A 16,256-nucleotide genomic window follows, 5' to 3' on the forward strand; every position below is an offset into this window, starting at 1 on the left:
CGGGCGCCCGGAGGCTCGCGTGTCTCGGCGGCGAAAGGCCGCTGCTCAGTACCTGCCGTAACCGGGAGCGGGCGGCAGCGCGCGGCCGGGCAGCGGGCGATAGGCGGCGGGCGGCGGTTCGCTCTCGCCGATATAATAGGGATTGGCAATGCAGGTGAGAAAGCGTCCCGACGCGGTCGCCTGGCACTGCTCGTAGCTCGTGAACGTGCAGTAGCTCAGTGCCGGATATTCATCGCCCTGAAGGCAGAACGGATATCGGGTGCCGACCGCTTCGGCAGGCGCAGCACCGATAGCTACCAATCCGATCGCGGTCAGCACGGCTAGCATCGCTCTACGCATTTCGAATCTCCCTCACGGCGCATCGGCACTTCGCGTCCCATTCTGATCGACACAAGCCGCAGCTCTGCAATCCCGTCAAGCCAATCCGTGCTGCAATACCGCCGCAAAACTAAATGTGAACTTTTTTCGGCGAGCTACGGCGTAAAGTTTCGAAAAACGCCTGCAAGACAACATTAACTTGCGTTCACACTGAGGCCATTTGGTGTGGGCTGTTGCTGTGAGGTTACAGCAATTCGAGCCAACGATGCTATGAGCATGCCGCGGCCTTGGGGGCTGTCAAAAAAGGAACGGGAATAAGAATGAAGAAGGTTTTGCTTGTTACGGCCAGTCTGATCGCGCTCGGCGCGGCTGCGCCGGCTGTTGCTGCTGATCTCGCTGCGCGCCCTTACACCAAGGCGCCCCCGATGGTCGCTGCTGTCTATGATTGGACCGGATTCTACATCGGTGCGAACGGCGGTTGGGGTTCGAGCCGCAACGAGTGGGATGCGGTTCCGCCTTCTGGTCTCATCGGTCCCGAGGGCTCCCATGATGCGACTGGCGGAACGGTCGGTGGCCAGGTCGGCTATCGCTGGCAGGCTGGCACCTGGGTGTTCGGCGTTGAAGCCCAGGGCAACTGGGCCGACTTCTCGGGCAGCAACGTGAGCCAGGTGTTCGCTACTCGCAACCACACGAACGTCGATGCGTTCGGCCTGTTCACCGGTCAGGTTGGTTATGCCGTCAACAACGTCCTGCTCTACGTCAAGGGCGGTGCTGCGGTGACCTCGAACGAGTATCGCATCTCCAACCTCGCAGGCGCGACCATTGGCGTTACCGGCGACGACACCCGCTGGGGCGGCACGATCGGCGCCGGCCTCGAATACGCCTTCGCGCCGAACTGGTCGATTGGCGTCGAGTACAATCACCTGTTCATGCAGGACCGTACCTACACCTTCACCGCGCCGGGCGGCGGCTTCGTCGGCACCGACCGTATCAGTCAGGACGTTGATCTCGTCACCGCCCGCCTGAACTACAAGTTCGGCGCTCCGGGCGTCGCGAGGTACTGATCTCGCACTCGCTGCGAAACAACGAAGCCCCGGGGCGCTGTCCCGGGGCTTTTTGTTGCTGGCGGCTGGCCGGTTAACCAAACCGAAATGGTCGTAAGACGCTCTGTGAGACGGGTCTTGACTCTGAGAACAAAAAAGGAACAATGTTCCTCATATGTTCTTTGACCGTGGGAGTCGGATCATGTTGCGGATGTTCGTGGAAGAGGCGGCAGCGCTGGCGTCGATTACGCTGTTTGTCGGGATGATCGCGGTGTGGGCGCAGGTGATACCGCAGCTTTGAGGCGCGGCGGAGACCCGGCCCGATTCGGCTTGCGGGCTGGGCTGGGGAAAAGCCGGATGGCGGGAGCGCAAGCGGCGTTCCGCGTGGACTCCGTCCGGCCGAGGCATCACCATTGCGGCAGCGAGTCGGCGCTCCCTCGGTCGCCGATGATCGCTCCCATCATGATGCGAGAGCCCGTTAAGCGACCATGTCCAGTGCCGGATTCGTTCATCTCCACGTTCATTCGGCCTATTCGCTGCTGAAGGGCTCGATCAAGATCGCCAAACTCGGCGAACTCGCGAAAGCCGACCGCCAGCCCGCGCTGGCGCTGACCGACACCGACAACATGTTCGGAGCGCTGGAATTCTCCGACAAGATGGCCGGCTACGGCATCCAGCCGATCGTCGGCTGCGAACTCGCCGTCGATTTTGGCGACCAGGATCCCAACGCGCGCAATTCGCTGGCCGCCACGCCGTCGCGAATCGTACTGCTGGCGGCGCGCGAGCGCGGTTACCGCAGCTTGATGCGGCTGAACTCGCGGGCGTTCTTGGAAACGCCGGTCCATCAATCCCCGCACATCAAGCTCGAATGGCTGGAGGGCGATGCCGAGGATTTGATCGCGCTGACCGGCGGCCCCGATGGCCCGATTTCGCTGGCGCTCGACGCCGATCACACGGCGCTTGCAGCCGCGCGTATCGACCGGCTGGCGAGCCTGTTCGGCGACCGCCTCTATGTCGAATTGCAGCGTCACGGCGTCGACAAGGAGCGTCGCGTCGAGGCCGGCCTGATCGATCTCGCTTACGCCAAGGGCCTGCCGCTGGTTGCGACCAACGAGCCATATTTCGCGTCGAACGACGATTATGAAGCCCATGACGCGCTGTTGTGCATCGCCGGCGGCAAGCTGATCGCGGAGACCGACCGCGAGCAGCTTACCCCCGACCATCGCTTCAAGACCCGCGCCGAAATGGCGGTGCTGTTTGCCGACATTCCGGAAGCGCTGGCCTCCACGATCGAGATCGCCGAGCGTTGCTCGTTCCGGCCAAAGACGAGAAAACCGATCCTGCCGCGTTTCACCGTCGGTGCCGATTCGGGCTCCGACGCGGCAACCGAAGAAGCCGCGGAGCTGAAGCGTCAGGCCGAGGCGGGGCTCGCACGGCGTCTCCAGGTTCATGGCCTGTCGCCCGGCGCGACGGAAGAGGAATACCAGAAGCGTCTCGCCTTCGAGATCGACGTCATCAACCGCATGAACTATGCGGGCTACTTTCTGATCGTCTCGGACTTCATCAAATGGGCCAAGGCCCACGACATTCCGGTCGGTCCGGGCCGCGGCTCCGGCGCCGGCTCGCTGGTCGCCTACGCGCTCACCATCACCGACCTCGATCCGATTCGCTTTGGGCTGCTGTTCGAGCGCTTCCTCAACCCCGAACGCGTCTCGATGCCGGACTTCGACATCGACTTCTGCCAGGACCGCCGCGGCGAGGTGATCGACTACGTGCAGCAGCGCTATGGCCGCGATCAGGTGGCGCAGATCATCACCTTTGGAACGTTGCAGGCGCGCGGCGTGCTACGCGACGTCGGCCGCGTGCTGCAGATGCCCTACGGCCAGGTCGACAAGCTGACAAAACTGGTGCCGCAGAATCCCGCCGCGCCGGTGACGCTGGCGCAGGCGATCGAGGGTGAACCCAAGCTGCAGGCGTTCCGCGACGAGGACCCGGTGGTCGCGCGCGCCTTTGACATCGCCCAGCGCCTCGAAGGACTGACGCGCCACGCCTCGACCCACGCTGCCGGCATCGTGATCGGCGACCGACCTTTAAGCGAACTGGTGCCGCTCTATCGCGATCCCAAATCCGACATGCCGGTGACCCAGTTCAACATGAAATGGGTCGAGCCGGCCGGGCTTGTGAAGTTCGACTTCCTCGGCCTGAAGACGCTGACCGTGCTCGACGTCGCGGTAAAACTGCTCAAACAGCGCAACATCCATGTCGACCTGGCGACGCTGCCGATCGACGATGCGCCGAGTTACCAGATGCTGGCGCGGGGCGATGTGGTCGGCGTGTTCCAGGTGGAAAGCCAGGGCATGCGGCGGGCGCTGATCGACATGCGCCCCGACCGGTTCGAGGACATCATCGCGCTGGTGGCGCTCTATCGCCCAGGTCCGATGGCCAACATCCCGACCTATTGCGCGCGCAAGCACGGCGACGAGGAGCCGGAATATCTGCATCCGATCCTGGAGCCGATCCTGAAAGAGACGTTCGGCGTCATCATCTACCAGGAACAGGTGATGCAGATCGCGCAGGTGATGGCCGGCTATTCGCTCGGCGACGCCGACCTGTTGCGCCGCGCGATGGGCAAGAAGATCCGCGCCGAGATGGAGAAGCAGCGCGCGATCTTCGTCGCCGGCGCGGTCAAGAACGGCGTGCCGAAGGGGCAGGCGGACACGATCTTCGAACTGCTCGCCAAATTCGCCGATTACGGCTTCAACAAGAGCCACGCCGCGGCTTACGCGCTGGTGTCCTACCACACCGCCTACATGAAGGCGCATTACCCGGTGGAGTTCTTGGCGGCGTCGATGACGCTCGAACTCAACAACACCGACAAGCTCTCGGAATTTCGCGCCGAGGCGCAGCGGCTCGGCATCAAGGTCGAGGCACCGAACATCAACCGCTCGGGCGCCACCTTCGAGGTCGGCGAGAAAACCATCTACTACGCGCTGGCGGCGCTGAAGGGTGTCGGTTTGCAGGCGGTCGAGCAGATCGTGGAGGAGCGCAAGAAGGGCGCCTTCACCTCGCTTGCGGACTTCGCCGCCCGCGTCAATCCGCGCGCGATCAACAAGCGCATCATCGAAAGCCTCGCCGCGGCCGGCGCATTCGATACGCTGGAGTCGAACCGCGCCCGTGTCTTTGCCGGGGCGGACGCGATTCTCGCCGCCTGTCAGCGCAGCCACGAGGCGGCGACGATCGGCCAGAACGACATGTTCGGCAATGCTGCCGACGCGCCGACCATCATGCTGCCGCAGATCGAGCCCTGGTTGCCGGCCGAAAAACTCCGCCGCGAATACGATGCCGTCGGCTTTTTCCTGTCCGGCCATCCGCTCGACGACTACGCCGCCGTGTTGAAGCGGCTGCGGGTTCAGTCCTGGGCGGAATTCTCGCGTGCCGTGAAGACCGGCGCGACCGCGGGCAGGGTTGCGGCGACCGTGGTGTCGCGCATGGAGCGCCGCACCAAGACTGGCAACAAGATGGGCATCATGGGCCTGTCGGACCCGACCGGACATTTCGAGGCCGTGCTGTTTTCCGAGGGCCTGGCGCAATACCGCGACGTGCTGGAGCCGGGGGCGGCCGTATTGCTGCAACTCGGCGCCGAGTTGCAGGGCGAAGACGTGCGCGCGCGGGTGCTGCACGCCGAGCCGCTGGATGACGCCGCGGCCAAAACCCAGAAGGGCTTGCGGATCTTCGTTCGCGACACCAAGCCGCTGGATTCGATTGCGCGACGGCTCAACATGCCGGAAGCATCGGCGCAAAACGGTTCGGCCAAGGGCCTGCCGGCGAAGCCTGCGCCCGCGCCATCGGGCGGCGCCGATGGCGACGTCTCGCTTGTCATCATGCTCGATCTGCAGACCGAGGTGGAGATGAAGCTGCCGGGCCGCTTCAAGGTCTCGCCGCAGATCGCCGGCGCGATCAAGGCGGTTGCGGGCGTGGTTGATGTGCAGACACTATAACCAGCGCCTGGATATGGCGTACGCCAACATCTTCGCGAACAGAGAATTCGACTCTGCCAATCGCTGATCGTGCGCGGGAATCCTCGCGCCTGTTGCGCCGGTTTAAGAGCCAAAGCTTAACCAGCTTGAAAGCTTCGCCGCGCAATCATAGCCGATATGTCGGATCAGGCGTCAGCGACACGGACGCTGCAAGCCGCAAAGGCAAGGAAAAGTGCAATGTGCGAAAAATGCGTCTCAAATCAGCTTCATCCCACGGCGCCCTCGCGGCGATCTGTAGTTCTCTTCGCGGCCTCGGCACTTGGGCTGATGTTCGCCGACCCAGCTAATGCCAAGGATACGAAGACTCCTCCCAAGCCGCACAACGTGTTGTCGCCGGATGCCGCCCTCAAGAAATTGATGGAAGGAAATGCACGCTATGTTGACGGCACATCGAGGCGTCACGACTTCAAGCATGAAAGGGAGGCATTGGTCGGAGGTCAGAACCCTTACGCGGCCGTTCTGAGCTGCGCGGATTCGCGCATAGCGCCCGAATATGCCTTCGATAGCGCGCGCGGTGACCTGTTCGTCTGCCGCGTGGCCGGCAATTTCGCTAATGACGATACGGTTGCCAGCATGGAATACGCCGTCGCCGCGCTCGGCACGCCGCTGATCCTCGTTCTTGGTCACGACAGTTGCGGTGCCGTCGACGCGACGATCAAATCTCTGAAGGACGACAAGCCGCCACCGGGACACATTCCGTCTCTGGTGGCTGCGATTGCGCCGTCGGTGAAGGCGTCAGCACAGCAGAGCGGAAATGCGCTCGACAACGCTATCCGCCAGAACGTGATTGATAACGTCGCTAAGCTGAAATCGGCCGCACCGATCCTCAACGCAGCCGTTGAGCAGAACAAGCTCAAAGTGGTCGGCGGCATCTACCGGCTTGCAATGGGCAAGGTTGAGCTGTTGAGTTGACCAGGCTGGATGGGGCGCGGCGCGCGCCGCCGCGCCCAGCAGAGTGCTGGGCGTGGTCACGTTAGGGACGCTGCGGCAATGATTGCCGTCATCCGGTCTAGGTTTCCAAGCGTGATTTCACCACTGCGCCCGGCCGTATCTATCTCCTTCTCGTCAAGTCGAGCGCGAGGCATGATGCGGTGGCTGGAATGTCACTGGTCGGGGGATTGGCCGGCGTGGCGGTTGCGGCTGTCGCAACGTCCGGCAGCGATAATCTCGGGCCGGGCGAATTTATTCCGCTGGACGATCCGACCGCGAGAACGATGCTCGCGGAGCTGCAACTGGCAGATTAGAACGTTTTCAAGCGAAAGCTTGCCCCGGACACCGGTTAGCGCCAAGAAAACGCGTCAAAACAAAAATCTAGAGCCGGGTTCTGATTCAATCGTCCGGTCCACAGCCATCGCGCCGCCGTTTATCAAGCCGACTAAAGTCTATCGGGAGATGCTGCCAATTTGTGCCAGCATCGTCAGGCGTAACCGGCCGTTGACGGCTTGAGAGCGGGGACATCAAGATCGCGTGCGTTTGATCTGGGATCAATTCGCCACCCGCACCACCGAGCCATCCAGGCGGGCCGCGTCTGGACCAATTGCTATCACGGCTATCCGGCGCATGCCGCGTTCGGCGGTTACAAGCAATCGGGTGTCGGCCACGAGACCCACAAGATGATGCTGGACCATTACCAGCAGACCAAGAACCTCTTGGTCAGCTACAGCCCGCTCGGCTTCTTCTGACATCCTTCTGAGTTGGGCGACGGCGTTGCGCGGGGCACTTCAACCCCACGCAACGATGCGTTTCGCGAATTCAAGAAGTTGTCATTGCCTTTTTCGATGCCGACCTACCCGAAACCGTCATATAATCGAGTCGAGGGGGAACTGTGCTGCATCACGGGAGTATTACCTGAAATCGCAGTTACGGAGGTCCGCCATGAAAGTCAAAGACGCGATGCACAAGGGCGTCGACTGGGTCAACCCCGATACGCCTATCACCGAAGTCGCGAAGCTGATGCGAGAACATGACATCGGCTGCATTCCGATCGGAGAGGACGATCACCTGGTCGGGATGGTCACCGATCGCGACATCGTCTGCAAGGGGCTTGCGGACGGCAAGTTCGATGCCAGCCGTGCGAAGGCGCGGGACGTAATGACCGAAGGCATCCATTGCTGCCGGGAGGATGATGACCTTGCCAAGGCCGTCCATCACATGGAGACGCTGCAGGTCCGCAGGTTGCCGGTGATCAACAAGAGCAAGCGAATGGTCGGCATGATCAGCCTGGGCGACGTCAGCCGTTCGGCGCCCAATGATTTGCTGGCCGGATGCGTGAAGAGCGTTGCCGCCCATCACTGATGACGCGGCGGCTGCCCGTTCGCGCCGGCCCATCACGATTTTCCGTTCGCCGCAGGCTCGTGATTTCCGAGGCTGCGACAGCGGTGGGAATGGGTCACCGCCACAGTTGATGAGATGGGCACTGCGGGTGCTATGATCCGGCGATAACTGGCGCTTCAGTCGGCCGGTTTGCTGCAGCTTGCGTCGCTGCGTTCAAGCTCCCCAGCGAGGCATTTGGGTGGCTACAAGCGGTGAGAATAGGGCGGGCGAACAGGATGTCGCCGTTCGGTCTTACGCGGCCTCCGATTTCGAGGCCGTCGCTGATCTGTCGACCGTGTCAACCGGGAGCTGGCGCCGGCGGGAATGGAATCCCTGTTCGAGCAATACATTGCGACCACCATCGAGGGCGAGCTTTCGCGTTTGCTCGATGTCTTCTCGCGGGCGAGACGCAATGCGTTCTGGGTGGTTACGCCGGGCGAGGATAGCCGCCAGATCGTGGGCAGTTTCGGCATCGAGTGCCATAGCCGCGACACGACAGAACTCCGGCGCATGTACATCGATGCAGGTTGGCGCGGTTGCGGCTTGGCTCAGCGCATGCTGCGCACCGCCGAGAATATGGCGCACGAACTCGGCTTCTCCCGCATGATCGTCAGCACCGCTGACGTCCAACACGCCGCGTTCCGGTTCTACACCAAAAGCGGCTTTCAGCGCGTCAGGAGCGAAATCGCTGAGGCCATGACAGTCAAGCAGGCTGGCGGAGGGCTCCTCCGCCACTACTTCGAGAAGGCACTCTAGCCGCCACAGCCAGGATCGAGCGGTCTCAATCGTGCGTGCTGAAGTGGCCGCGCCAGGCCTTGGCGTTAAGTCGCGCGAATTGCTCGCCGTCCATGCGGATCAGCGTCGCGTGATCGCCCGCCTCCATGTAGATATCCCGTCGCGGGTCGATGCTGTCGTCGACGATGACATCGAGCCCATAGCACTCGCCAACCGGCGGGATGGCTCCAATGTCGCAGTCGACAAACAGCTCCGCGATCTCTTTTTCGCTCGCCAGGTCGACCTTGTGGCCGAGCTGACTTTTCAGGGTCGACAAATGCAGGTGATGGGAGGCCGGAAGAACGGCCATCATGTAGCCGCCGTCACGGCGGAGCACGACGGCCTTGGCCAGCGCATCGCCCGGCACGTGGCAGGCTTCTGCCGTGCGCGTCGATGACTTCGTGGGGGCATGAGGGATCACGTCGTAGGTGACGCTTTGATCCAGGTATTTCTGCAGGGTTGGGGCGACGGTCATGACGATTTCCTCCATTGCATGGGCATTCCGCACACCGGGAGGAACTCGCGCAGTCGCCTCACGATGCGGGCGAACACGATTAGGGTGAAAGGATACGCCCGCCGGGCGGCCGCGACAATGCGAATCTCCGTGCCGGAACCGGGCGGAGCAGAATCCGGGCTCGATTTGACTTGCAGCATGCCTTGCTGAGAGCGCATTTGTTCAAGAAAGGTTCAGCTTAACGCGCGTCCTATGCAGGCGGGCGGAGACAGGGTGGGATCCCATGCAGGCACTAAGAAGTTTGTCGATCCTCTCAGTGTGTCTCGTCGCGATGTCCGGACTGGCCGGTCATTTGGGCTCCGCCGCTGCGCAACAGCAGGAAAAGCGCATCGCGCTGGTGGTCGGCAATGCCGCTTATGCGAAATCGCCGCTGGCAACCGCGGCCAACGATGCCGGCCTGATCGCCCAAACCTTGCAGGCGGCGGGATTCGACGTCATCGGCGCCCGCGACCTCGATGGCGACACGCTGCGCAAGAGTTTCCGCGACTTCATCCAGAAGGCCGAAAGCTCGGGGCCGGACACGGTCGCGATGGTCTATTTGGCCGGTTATGGGCTGCAATTGGCCGGCGAGAACTATTTCGTGCCGGTCGATTCCGCGATCAACCGGGATACCGATGTTCCGACCGAGGCATTGCGGACCGGCGACTACATCCGCCAACTCGCTTCGCTCCCGTTGAAGGCCGGAATCGTCGTGCTGGACGCGGCGCGGCAGCAGCCGTTCGTCGAGGGACAGATCGCGAGCGGTCTGGCTCTGGTTGAGGCTGATCCGCATATGCTGATGGCGTTCAACGCGGCGCCCGGGACGGTAGCGCCTGCCGAACAGGGACCGTACGGCATCTACGCCCAATCGCTGGCCGAGATGATCCGGACCGGTGGATTGCCGCTGCCGGAGGTCTTCAATCGCGTCCGGCTTCGCGTCAACGAAGCCAGCAAGGGCGCCCAGGTGCCCTGGGACAGCCAGAAGGTCGACGCTAGCTTCACGTTCTTTGAGCGCTCACCGGATGCGCCCGCCCCGGCGCCGCCGGATCAGGTCGCCGCCATCCGCAGCAAACCGATCCGTGATCTCGGCGCGCAGGACGCTTACGCCGCGGCGCTGGAGCGGGACACGCTGCCGGCCTATGAGGATTTTCTCGCCGCCTATCCCGACGATCCCATGGCAAAGCGGGTGAGGGCGATCGTGGCAGCGCGGCGCGAAGCGATCACCTGGCGCCGCACCTACCGTGCCGACACCCCGAACGCTTATTGGTCGTATCTGCAACGTTACCCGCGTGGGCCTCATGCGGCCGACGCGCGCCGCCGGCTGGTCATTCTCACTGCGCCGGTCGAGCCGCCGCCGACATTCGATGTGATCGATTACGACGTGCCGCCGCCGCCGCCGGATGAGATCATCTATGTCGATCGTCCCGTGCTGGTGTTCAGCGATCCCGAGTTCGATTTTGTCCCGCCGCCACCGGCGCCGGTCTACTACCTGCCGCCGCCGCCGGATGATTTCGTGGTGCTGGAGCCGCCGCCGCCGCCGATCGGGCTGTTCATCCTGCCGCAGCCGATCTTTGTGCCGATACCGGTCTATGTGAGGCCGCCGCGCTATGTCGCGCCGCCGCCGAACAACATCATCTTTGCCAACATCCACAACCGGACCGTGATCAACAACGTCATCAACAGGCCGCAGCCCGCTTTGCCTGCGGCGGGACTTGGCGACAGGGGACGTCCCGGCTCCCCGGCGGCGAGGGTGGTTGCGCCGGCCCAGGTTGGTGGCGCCACACCGACGCTGCCGCCTGCCGTGGCGCAGCGGGCCACCCTGATCCAGCAGGGCAAAGCGCCGGTGCCGCCAAGCGCCGCGATCAATCCTGCCGTGAGGACCGGTCTGCCCGGCGCTCCGGCTGGGCAGACCGGACGGCCGGGCGCGGTGCAGCCGGCGAACACACCAGCCGCGCTGCCGCCGACACAGCCCCTGCCGAGGACCAACGCCCTGCCGGTTCCGGGCGCCAGGGGCGCGCCAGCCGCGCCGCCAAGCGCCGCCGTCAATCCGAACGCAAGGCCAGCGCCGGGTGCGTTGCGCCCGGGAACAGCGGCGCCCACCGCACCCGGCGCGGTTGGCGCACGGCCAGCCGTTGGCGCGACGGCTCCCGCGGCTCCGGCAGGCCGGCAGCCCGCGGTTGCGCCGCCGCCCAGTGCCGCCGCGCCATCAAGGCCGGCGGCTGCGGTTGCGCCAAAACCTCAATTGCAGCCTGAGCTGCGGCGTGGCGCGCCACCGTCTGCAGTGAATGTGGCAAGGCCTCCGCCACCGCCGGCAGGGCGAATAGCTCCGGCATCGCCCCCGCCCAGGATGGCCGCGCCGCCGCCACCGGCGAGGATGGCCGCACCGTCGCCTCCACCCAGGATGGCTGCGCCGGCCCCGCCGCCGCGTATGGCCGCGCCGCCATCGCCGCCGCCGCGGATGGCCGCGCCGCCGGCCCCGCCGCCGCGGATGGCCGCACCGCCGGCCCCACCGCCGCGGATGGCCGCACCCCCACCACCGCCGCCGCGGATGGCGGCGCCGCCACCGCCGCCGCCGAGGATGGCCGCACCACCCCCGGCACCCGCGCGGATGGCCGCACCACCGCCGATGGCTGCACCGCGTCCGGCGCCGGCGATGGCTGCACCGCGCCCGGCTCCGGCTGCTCCGGCGGCCGCGGCCAGGGGGTGCCTGCCGGGGCGATGCTGATTGTTAGCCGGCCAGATCCCCCCGGGTCTGGCCGGAGCGGCCCTAAAACGCTGATCTGGAAGACCGAAAAACCGGCCGTATTTCCTTGCTTCCGGCTGGAATCCGGCTATATAGCGCGCCATCTCACACGGAAACATGGCTCTCAAAGGCCGTCCGGTGGCAACCGGGCCAGTCAGGCTCGTTTGCTCACACGTTTCCGGAGGAACCAACCGGAGAACTATTACTATGGCGCTACCCGATTTTTCCATGCGTCAGCTCTTGGAAGCTGGCGTCCACTTTGGCCACCAATCGCACCGCTGGAATCCGAAGATGGCGGATTACATTTTCGGTGCCCGCAACAACATCCACATCATCGACCTCGCCCAGACCGTGCCGATGCTGCATCGCGCGCTGCAGGCGGTCTCCGACACGGTTGCCAAGGGCGGCCGCATCCTGTTCGTCGGCACCAAGCGCCAGGCGCAGGACGGCGTTGCCGAGGCGGCCAAGCGCTCGGCGCAGTATTTCGTCAATTCGCGCTGGCTCGGCGGCACGCTGACCAACTGGAAGACGATTTCGGGCTCGATCAAGCGCCTGCGTCACCTCGATGAGGTGCTGTCGTCCGGCGAAGCCAACTCCTACACCAAGAAGGAGCGGCTGACGCTGCAGCGCGAGCGCGACAAGCTCGACCGCTCGCTCGGCGGTATCAAGGACATGGGCGGTCTTCCCGACATGATCTTCGTGATCGACACCAACAAGGAAGACATCGCGATCCAGGAAGCGCAGCGGCTCAACATTCCCGTTGCAGCGATCGTCGACACCAACTCCGACCCGAAGGGCATCACCTATGTGGTGCCGGGCAATGACGACGCCGGCCGCGCCATTTCGCTGTATTGCGACCTGATGGCGCGCGCCGCCATCGACGGCATTTCGCGAGCGCAGGGCGACTCCGGCATCGACATCGGCGCCGCCGTTCAGCCGGTCCGCGAGGAAGTTCCGGTAGTGCCCCAGCCGACCGGCTTCCAGGGACTGGCCGGTCCGCGCGGCACTGCCGACAACCTCAAGAAGCTCACCGGCGTGTCGGGTACGATCGAGAAGAAGCTCAACGACCTCGGCATCTTCCATTACTGGCAGCTTGCCGAACTCGACCACGACACCGCGCACAAGATCGGTGAAGAAGTTGGTCTTCCGAGCCGGGCCGATGCCTGGGTCGCCCAGGCCAAGACGCTGACCGCGGAAGCGGAATAATTGGTTCGCCGCGTGGCCGGGTCTTCCGGCCACCGGTCCTGCTCCCCAGATACGGCATTCCCTGTAGCTGACGACGGCACGGTGCAAAGCGCGCGCCGCGCCCGCAGCTCACAGGCAAGAAGGATATTCGACGATGGCAACGATCACTGCGGCAATGGTCAAGGAACTGCGCGAGTCGACCGGCGCAGGCATGATGGACTGCAAGGCAGCGCTCACCGAAACCGCGGGCGACATGCAGGGCGCCCAGGACTGGCTGCGCAAGAAGGGCCTCTCGAAGGCCGCCAAGAAGGCCGGCCGCGTCGCGGCGGAAGGCCTGATCGGCGCGGTCACCTCGGGCGTCAAGGGCGTCGTGGTCGAAGTCAATTCCGAAACCGATTTCGTCGCCCGCAATGAGCAGTTCCAGGGCCTCGTCAAGATGATCGCGCAGGTCGCGCTCGACGTCGGCGCCGACGTCGAAAAGATCAAGGCAGCGAAGGTCGGCAGCGTGACGGTCGAAACCGCGATTTCGGACGCGATCGCCACCATCGGCGAGAACATGACGCTGCGCCGTGCTGCTTCGCTCGAGGTCGGCAAGGGCGTGGTGTCGAGCTACATCCATGGCGCGGTGATCGATGGCGCCGGCAAGATGGGCGTGCTGGTCGCGCTTGAATCCACCGGCAAGACCGATGAACTCGCACATCTCGGACGTCAGCTTGCGATGCATGTGGCTGCGACCAATCCGCAGGCGCTGGATCCGTCCGGCCTCGACCCCGAGATCGTGAAGCGCGAAAAGGACGTGCTGGCCGACAAGTATCGCCAGCAGGGCAAGCCGGAAAACGTGATCGAGAAGATCGTCGAGTCCGGCCTGAAGACCTATTACAAGGAAGTCTGTCTGTTGGAGCAGGCGTTCATCCACGACGAAAAGGGCAAGTCGGTCGCGCAAGCCCTGAAGGAAGCCGAAGGCAAGATCGGCGCGCCGGTGAACATTGCCGGATTTGTGCGCTATGCTCTCGGCGAGGGAATCGAAAAGCAGGAATCCGATTTCGCAGCCGAGGTCGCGGCGGCCAGCGGCAAGAAGTAACCGCTGCGGTCACAGTCTTCCGGCGCAAATGCGCCGGAAGTCGCCTGCGCGGGAGAGGGAAGCGTAAGCAATGGCTGAGCCGGTCTATCGTCGCGTCGTGATCAAGCTCTCAGGCGAGTATCTCGCAGGTAGCCATTTCTTCGGCATCGACCAGCCAACCGTTGACCGCATCGCCGACGACCTGATCGCGGCCCACAAGCTCGGCGTCGAGGTGGCCGTCGTGATCGGCGGCGGCAACATCGTTCGCGGCGTGGAAGTGTCCTCGCGCGGCGTTTCGCGCCCGACCGGCGACACCATGGGCATGCTCGCCACCGTGATGAACTGCCTGGCGCTGGAAGCTGCCATCGAGCGCAAGGGGGCGCCGGCGCGGACCTTGTCGGCGTTCGTGATGCCTGAGATTTCCGAGGTCTTCACCCGCGGTGCAGCGCACAAATACCTCGCCGAGGGGCGTATCGTCCTGCTGGGTGGCGGAACCGGCAATCCGTTCTTCACCACCGATACCACGGCAGTGCTGCGGGCGGCCGAGATCGGGGCGCAGGCAGTGCTCAAAGCCACCAATGTCGACGGCGTTTACAGTGCCGACCCCAAAAAGGACCCGTCCGCCAAGCGTTTTGATCGGCTGACGCATTCGCAGGCGATCGCCGGCGACTACAAGGTGATGGACGCGACTGCATTCGCGCTTGCCCGCGAGACGTCACTGCCTATCATCGTATTCTCGATCGCCGAGCCGGGTTCGATCGGCGCGATCCTGCGCGGCACCGGCCACGGCACGGTGGTTGCCGGCTAATATGCCGGTTGCAGTTTCGAACCGCGGCTTCAAGACGCCAGCGGCTGGTTTCCAAGGAGGGGAGAGCGTTATGCCCACGCCCGGTTTTGACATCAACGAATTGAAGCGCCGCATGCAAGGCGCCACCCATGCGCTCAAGCACGAGCTGGGTGGTTTGCGGACCGGCCGCGCGGCAGCGTCCATGCTGGAGCCGGTACAGGTCGAGGCCTACGGCTCGCACATGCCGCTCAACCAGCTCGCCACCGTCAGCGTGCCCGAGCCGCGGCTGCTTTCCGTCCAGGTGTGGGACAAGTCGATGGTGAAAGCCGTGGAGAAGGCGATCGTCGATTCCAATCTCGGCCTCTCGCCCGCGACCGAAGGGCAGGTGCTGCGCCTGCGGATTCCCGAGCTTAACGAAGAACGGCGCAAGGAACTGGTGAAGGTCGCGCATAAATACGCCGAGGCCGCCAAGGTTGCTGTTCGCCACGTCCGTCGCGACGGCCTGGATATCGTCAAGAAGCTCGAGAAGAATCACGAGATCTCCGAAGACGATCAGGAGCGCTTGGCCCATGACGTGCAGAAGGCGACCGATAGTACAATTGCGGAAATAGATCAGTTGCTGGCGGCGAAGGAAAAGGAAATCCTCACCGTTTGATGACAAGGTTCACGAGTTGAGACTGGCCCTGGAATTCAGATAATGCCGAACGCCGCCGCCCCCGCCACGGAAGGACCGGATCGCTCCGTCCCGTTGCATGTGGCGATCATCATGGACGGAAATGGGCGCTGGGCAGCAGCGCGCGGCTTGCCGCGCGCCGAAGGTCACCGCCGCGGCGTCGATGCGCTGCGCCGCGTCGTTCGCGCCGCCCATGAACTCGGCGTGCTCTATCTGACGATCTTTTCGTTCAGCTCCGAAAACTGGTCGCGGCCGGCGAGCGAAATCGGCGATCTGTTCGGATTGCTCCGCCGCTTCATCCGCAACGATCTGGCGACGCTGCACCGCGATGGCGTGCGCGTGCGCGTGATCGGCGAACGAGAGGGGCTGGAGCCCGATATCTGCACGCTCTTGAACGAGGCCGAAGAACTGACGAGAGGCAACACCAAGCTCAATCTCGTGGTCGCGTTCAATTACGGATCGCGCCAGGAAATTGCCGGCGCTGCCCAACGGTTGGCGCGTGAAGTTGCGGAGGGCAAGCGCGATCCCGCCTCGATCGATGCCGATACGCTCGGCCGCTATCTCGATGCACCTGAGATTCCCGATCCCGACCTGATCATCCGCACGAGCGGCGAACAGCGGCTATCGAACTTCTTGATGTGGCAGGCGGCCTATAGCGAACTTGTGTTCGTGCCGATCCATTGGCCGGATTTCGACAAGGCCGCGCTCGAAAGCGCCATAGCCGAATATGCCAGACGGGAACGCCGCTTCGGCGGTCTGGTTGCGAAAACCGGATCGTGACCGACCCCGAGCCCTCGTCGGCGGCAGCAAGCGCGCCCGATTCACGCAAT

At 64.0% G+C, this 16,256-nt stretch carries 14 protein-coding genes and 1 pseudogene; 13 read left to right on the plus strand and 2 right to left on the minus strand.

What is annotated here, in order from left to right; translation table 11 throughout:
• Window positions 1–45 precede the first annotated feature (45 nt).
• Window positions 46–339, minus strand: a complete 294-nt coding sequence (locus YUO_RS0102165; protein WP_028345820.1) for a DUF3551 domain-containing protein — start codon at window positions 337–339, stop codon at window positions 46–48.
• Between the two features lie 299 nt (window positions 340–638).
• Here YUO_RS0102165 and YUO_RS0102170 point away from each other — a divergent pair, with 299 nt between their 5' ends.
• From YUO_RS0102170 to YUO_RS0102205, 7 genes and pseudogenes are all read left to right on the plus strand, one after another.
• The gene (locus YUO_RS0102170) at window positions 639–1,382 is read left to right on the plus strand and encodes an outer membrane protein (protein WP_028345821.1); all 744 of its coding nucleotides are present in this window, start codon (window positions 639–641) and stop codon (window positions 1,380–1,382) included.
• A 467-nt stretch (window positions 1,383–1,849) separates the two neighbouring features.
• Window positions 1,850–5,359 (plus strand): DNA polymerase III subunit alpha, encoded by a 3,510-nt coding sequence (gene dnaE, locus YUO_RS0102180; RefSeq protein WP_028345822.1) that lies wholly within the window; start codon window positions 1,850–1,852, stop codon window positions 5,357–5,359.
• A gap of 216 nt (window positions 5,360–5,575) precedes the next feature.
• The gene (locus YUO_RS0102185) at window positions 5,576–6,310 is read left to right on the plus strand and encodes a carbonic anhydrase (RefSeq protein WP_028345823.1); all 735 of its coding nucleotides are present in this window, start codon (window positions 5,576–5,578) and stop codon (window positions 6,308–6,310) included.
• 188 nt (window positions 6,311–6,498) lie between these two features.
• Window positions 6,499–6,642 carry a hypothetical protein gene (locus tag YUO_RS45880; RefSeq protein WP_156908444.1) on the plus strand — a complete coding sequence of 48 codons (144 nt, stop codon included), beginning with the start codon at window positions 6,499–6,501 and terminating at the stop codon, window positions 6,640–6,642.
• A gap of 261 nt (window positions 6,643–6,903) precedes the next feature.
• Window positions 6,904–7,080 (plus strand): annotated as a pseudogene (locus YUO_RS0102195) (aldehyde dehydrogenase family protein); the annotation flags it as partial.
• A 193-nt stretch (window positions 7,081–7,273) separates the two neighbouring features.
• Window positions 7,274–7,693 (plus strand): CBS domain-containing protein, encoded by a 420-nt coding sequence (locus tag YUO_RS0102200; protein WP_028345825.1) that lies wholly within the window; start codon window positions 7,274–7,276, stop codon window positions 7,691–7,693.
• A 342-nt stretch (window positions 7,694–8,035) separates the two neighbouring features.
• A complete protein-coding gene (locus tag YUO_RS0102205; RefSeq protein ID WP_028345826.1) occupies window positions 8,036–8,467 on the plus strand; it encodes a GNAT family N-acetyltransferase in 432 nt (143 codons plus the stop codon).
• A gap of 25 nt (window positions 8,468–8,492) precedes the next feature.
• Here YUO_RS0102205 and YUO_RS0102210 read toward each other — a convergent pair whose 3' ends face one another.
• Window positions 8,493–8,960 (minus strand): aminoacyl-tRNA deacylase, encoded by a 468-nt coding sequence (locus YUO_RS0102210; RefSeq protein WP_028345827.1) that lies wholly within the window; start codon window positions 8,958–8,960, stop codon window positions 8,493–8,495.
• A 262-nt stretch (window positions 8,961–9,222) separates the two neighbouring features.
• On the opposite strand from YUO_RS0102210, the gene YUO_RS0102215 reads away from it, so the two are divergent.
• The 6 genes from YUO_RS0102215 to YUO_RS0102240 all read left to right on the plus strand — a co-directional run bounded on the left by YUO_RS0102215 (window position 9,223) and on the right by YUO_RS0102240 (window position 16,206).
• Window positions 9,223–11,703 carry a caspase family protein gene (locus YUO_RS0102215; protein ID WP_028345828.1) on the plus strand — a complete coding sequence of 827 codons (2,481 nt, stop codon included), beginning with the start codon at window positions 9,223–9,225 and terminating at the stop codon, window positions 11,701–11,703.
• 225 nt (window positions 11,704–11,928) lie between these two features.
• Complete coding sequence (locus tag YUO_RS0102220) at window positions 11,929–12,927, plus strand: 30S ribosomal protein S2 (protein WP_028345829.1); 999 nt, start codon at window positions 11,929–11,931, stop codon at window positions 12,925–12,927.
• A gap of 133 nt (window positions 12,928–13,060) precedes the next feature.
• On the plus strand, window positions 13,061–13,987 hold the full coding sequence (tsf, locus tag YUO_RS0102225) for a translation elongation factor Ts (protein WP_028345830.1): 927 nt from the start codon (window positions 13,061–13,063) through the stop codon (window positions 13,985–13,987).
• A 70-nt stretch (window positions 13,988–14,057) separates the two neighbouring features.
• Complete coding sequence (gene pyrH / locus YUO_RS0102230) at window positions 14,058–14,774, plus strand: UMP kinase (protein WP_028345831.1); 717 nt, start codon at window positions 14,058–14,060, stop codon at window positions 14,772–14,774.
• A 70-nt stretch (window positions 14,775–14,844) separates the two neighbouring features.
• On the plus strand, window positions 14,845–15,408 hold the full coding sequence (gene frr, locus YUO_RS0102235) for a ribosome recycling factor (RefSeq protein ID WP_028345832.1): 564 nt from the start codon (window positions 14,845–14,847) through the stop codon (window positions 15,406–15,408).
• A gap of 42 nt (window positions 15,409–15,450) precedes the next feature.
• Window positions 15,451–16,206, plus strand: coding sequence for an isoprenyl transferase (locus tag YUO_RS0102240; RefSeq protein WP_028345833.1), 756 nt, complete (start codon window positions 15,451–15,453; stop codon window positions 16,204–16,206).
• Window positions 16,207–16,256 lie beyond the last annotated feature (50 nt).

It is taken from the genome of Bradyrhizobium murdochi (assembly GCF_000472965.1).
Lineage (GTDB): Bacteria > Pseudomonadota > Alphaproteobacteria > Rhizobiales > Xanthobacteraceae > Bradyrhizobium > Bradyrhizobium murdochi.

Bases quoted from the DNA above. Each gene is read 5' to 3' on its own strand.
- YUO_RS0102220 (WP_028345829.1), top strand. From the start codon at position 11,929: ATGGCGCTACCCGATTTTTCCATGCGTCAGCTCTTGGAAGCTGGCGTC.
- YUO_RS0102170 (WP_028345821.1), top strand. From the start codon at position 639: ATGAAGAAGGTTTTGCTTGTTACGGCCAGTCTGATCGCGCTCGGCGCG.
- YUO_RS0102165 (WP_028345820.1), bottom strand. From the start codon at position 339: ATGCGTAGAGCGATGCTAGCCGTGCTGACCGCGATCGGATTGGTAGCT.
- YUO_RS0102240 (WP_028345833.1), top strand. From the start codon at position 15,451: ATGCCGAACGCCGCCGCCCCCGCCACGGAAGGACCGGATCGCTCCGTC.
- pyrH (WP_028345831.1), top strand. From the start codon at position 14,058: ATGGCTGAGCCGGTCTATCGTCGCGTCGTGATCAAGCTCTCAGGCGAG.
- YUO_RS45880 (WP_156908444.1), top strand. From the start codon at position 6,499: ATGTCACTGGTCGGGGGATTGGCCGGCGTGGCGGTTGCGGCTGTCGCA.
- tsf (WP_028345830.1), top strand. From the start codon at position 13,061: ATGGCAACGATCACTGCGGCAATGGTCAAGGAACTGCGCGAGTCGACC.
- frr (WP_028345832.1), top strand. From the start codon at position 14,845: ATGCCCACGCCCGGTTTTGACATCAACGAATTGAAGCGCCGCATGCAA.
- YUO_RS0102215 (WP_028345828.1), top strand. From the start codon at position 9,223: ATGCAGGCACTAAGAAGTTTGTCGATCCTCTCAGTGTGTCTCGTCGCG.
- dnaE (WP_028345822.1), top strand. From the start codon at position 1,850: ATGTCCAGTGCCGGATTCGTTCATCTCCACGTTCATTCGGCCTATTCG.
- YUO_RS0102210 (WP_028345827.1), bottom strand. From the start codon at position 8,960: ATGACCGTCGCCCCAACCCTGCAGAAATACCTGGATCAAAGCGTCACC.
- YUO_RS0102185 (WP_028345823.1), top strand. From the start codon at position 5,576: ATGTGCGAAAAATGCGTCTCAAATCAGCTTCATCCCACGGCGCCCTCG.
- YUO_RS0102200 (WP_028345825.1), top strand. From the start codon at position 7,274: ATGAAAGTCAAAGACGCGATGCACAAGGGCGTCGACTGGGTCAACCCC.
- YUO_RS0102205 (WP_028345826.1), top strand. From the start codon at position 8,036: ATGGAATCCCTGTTCGAGCAATACATTGCGACCACCATCGAGGGCGAG.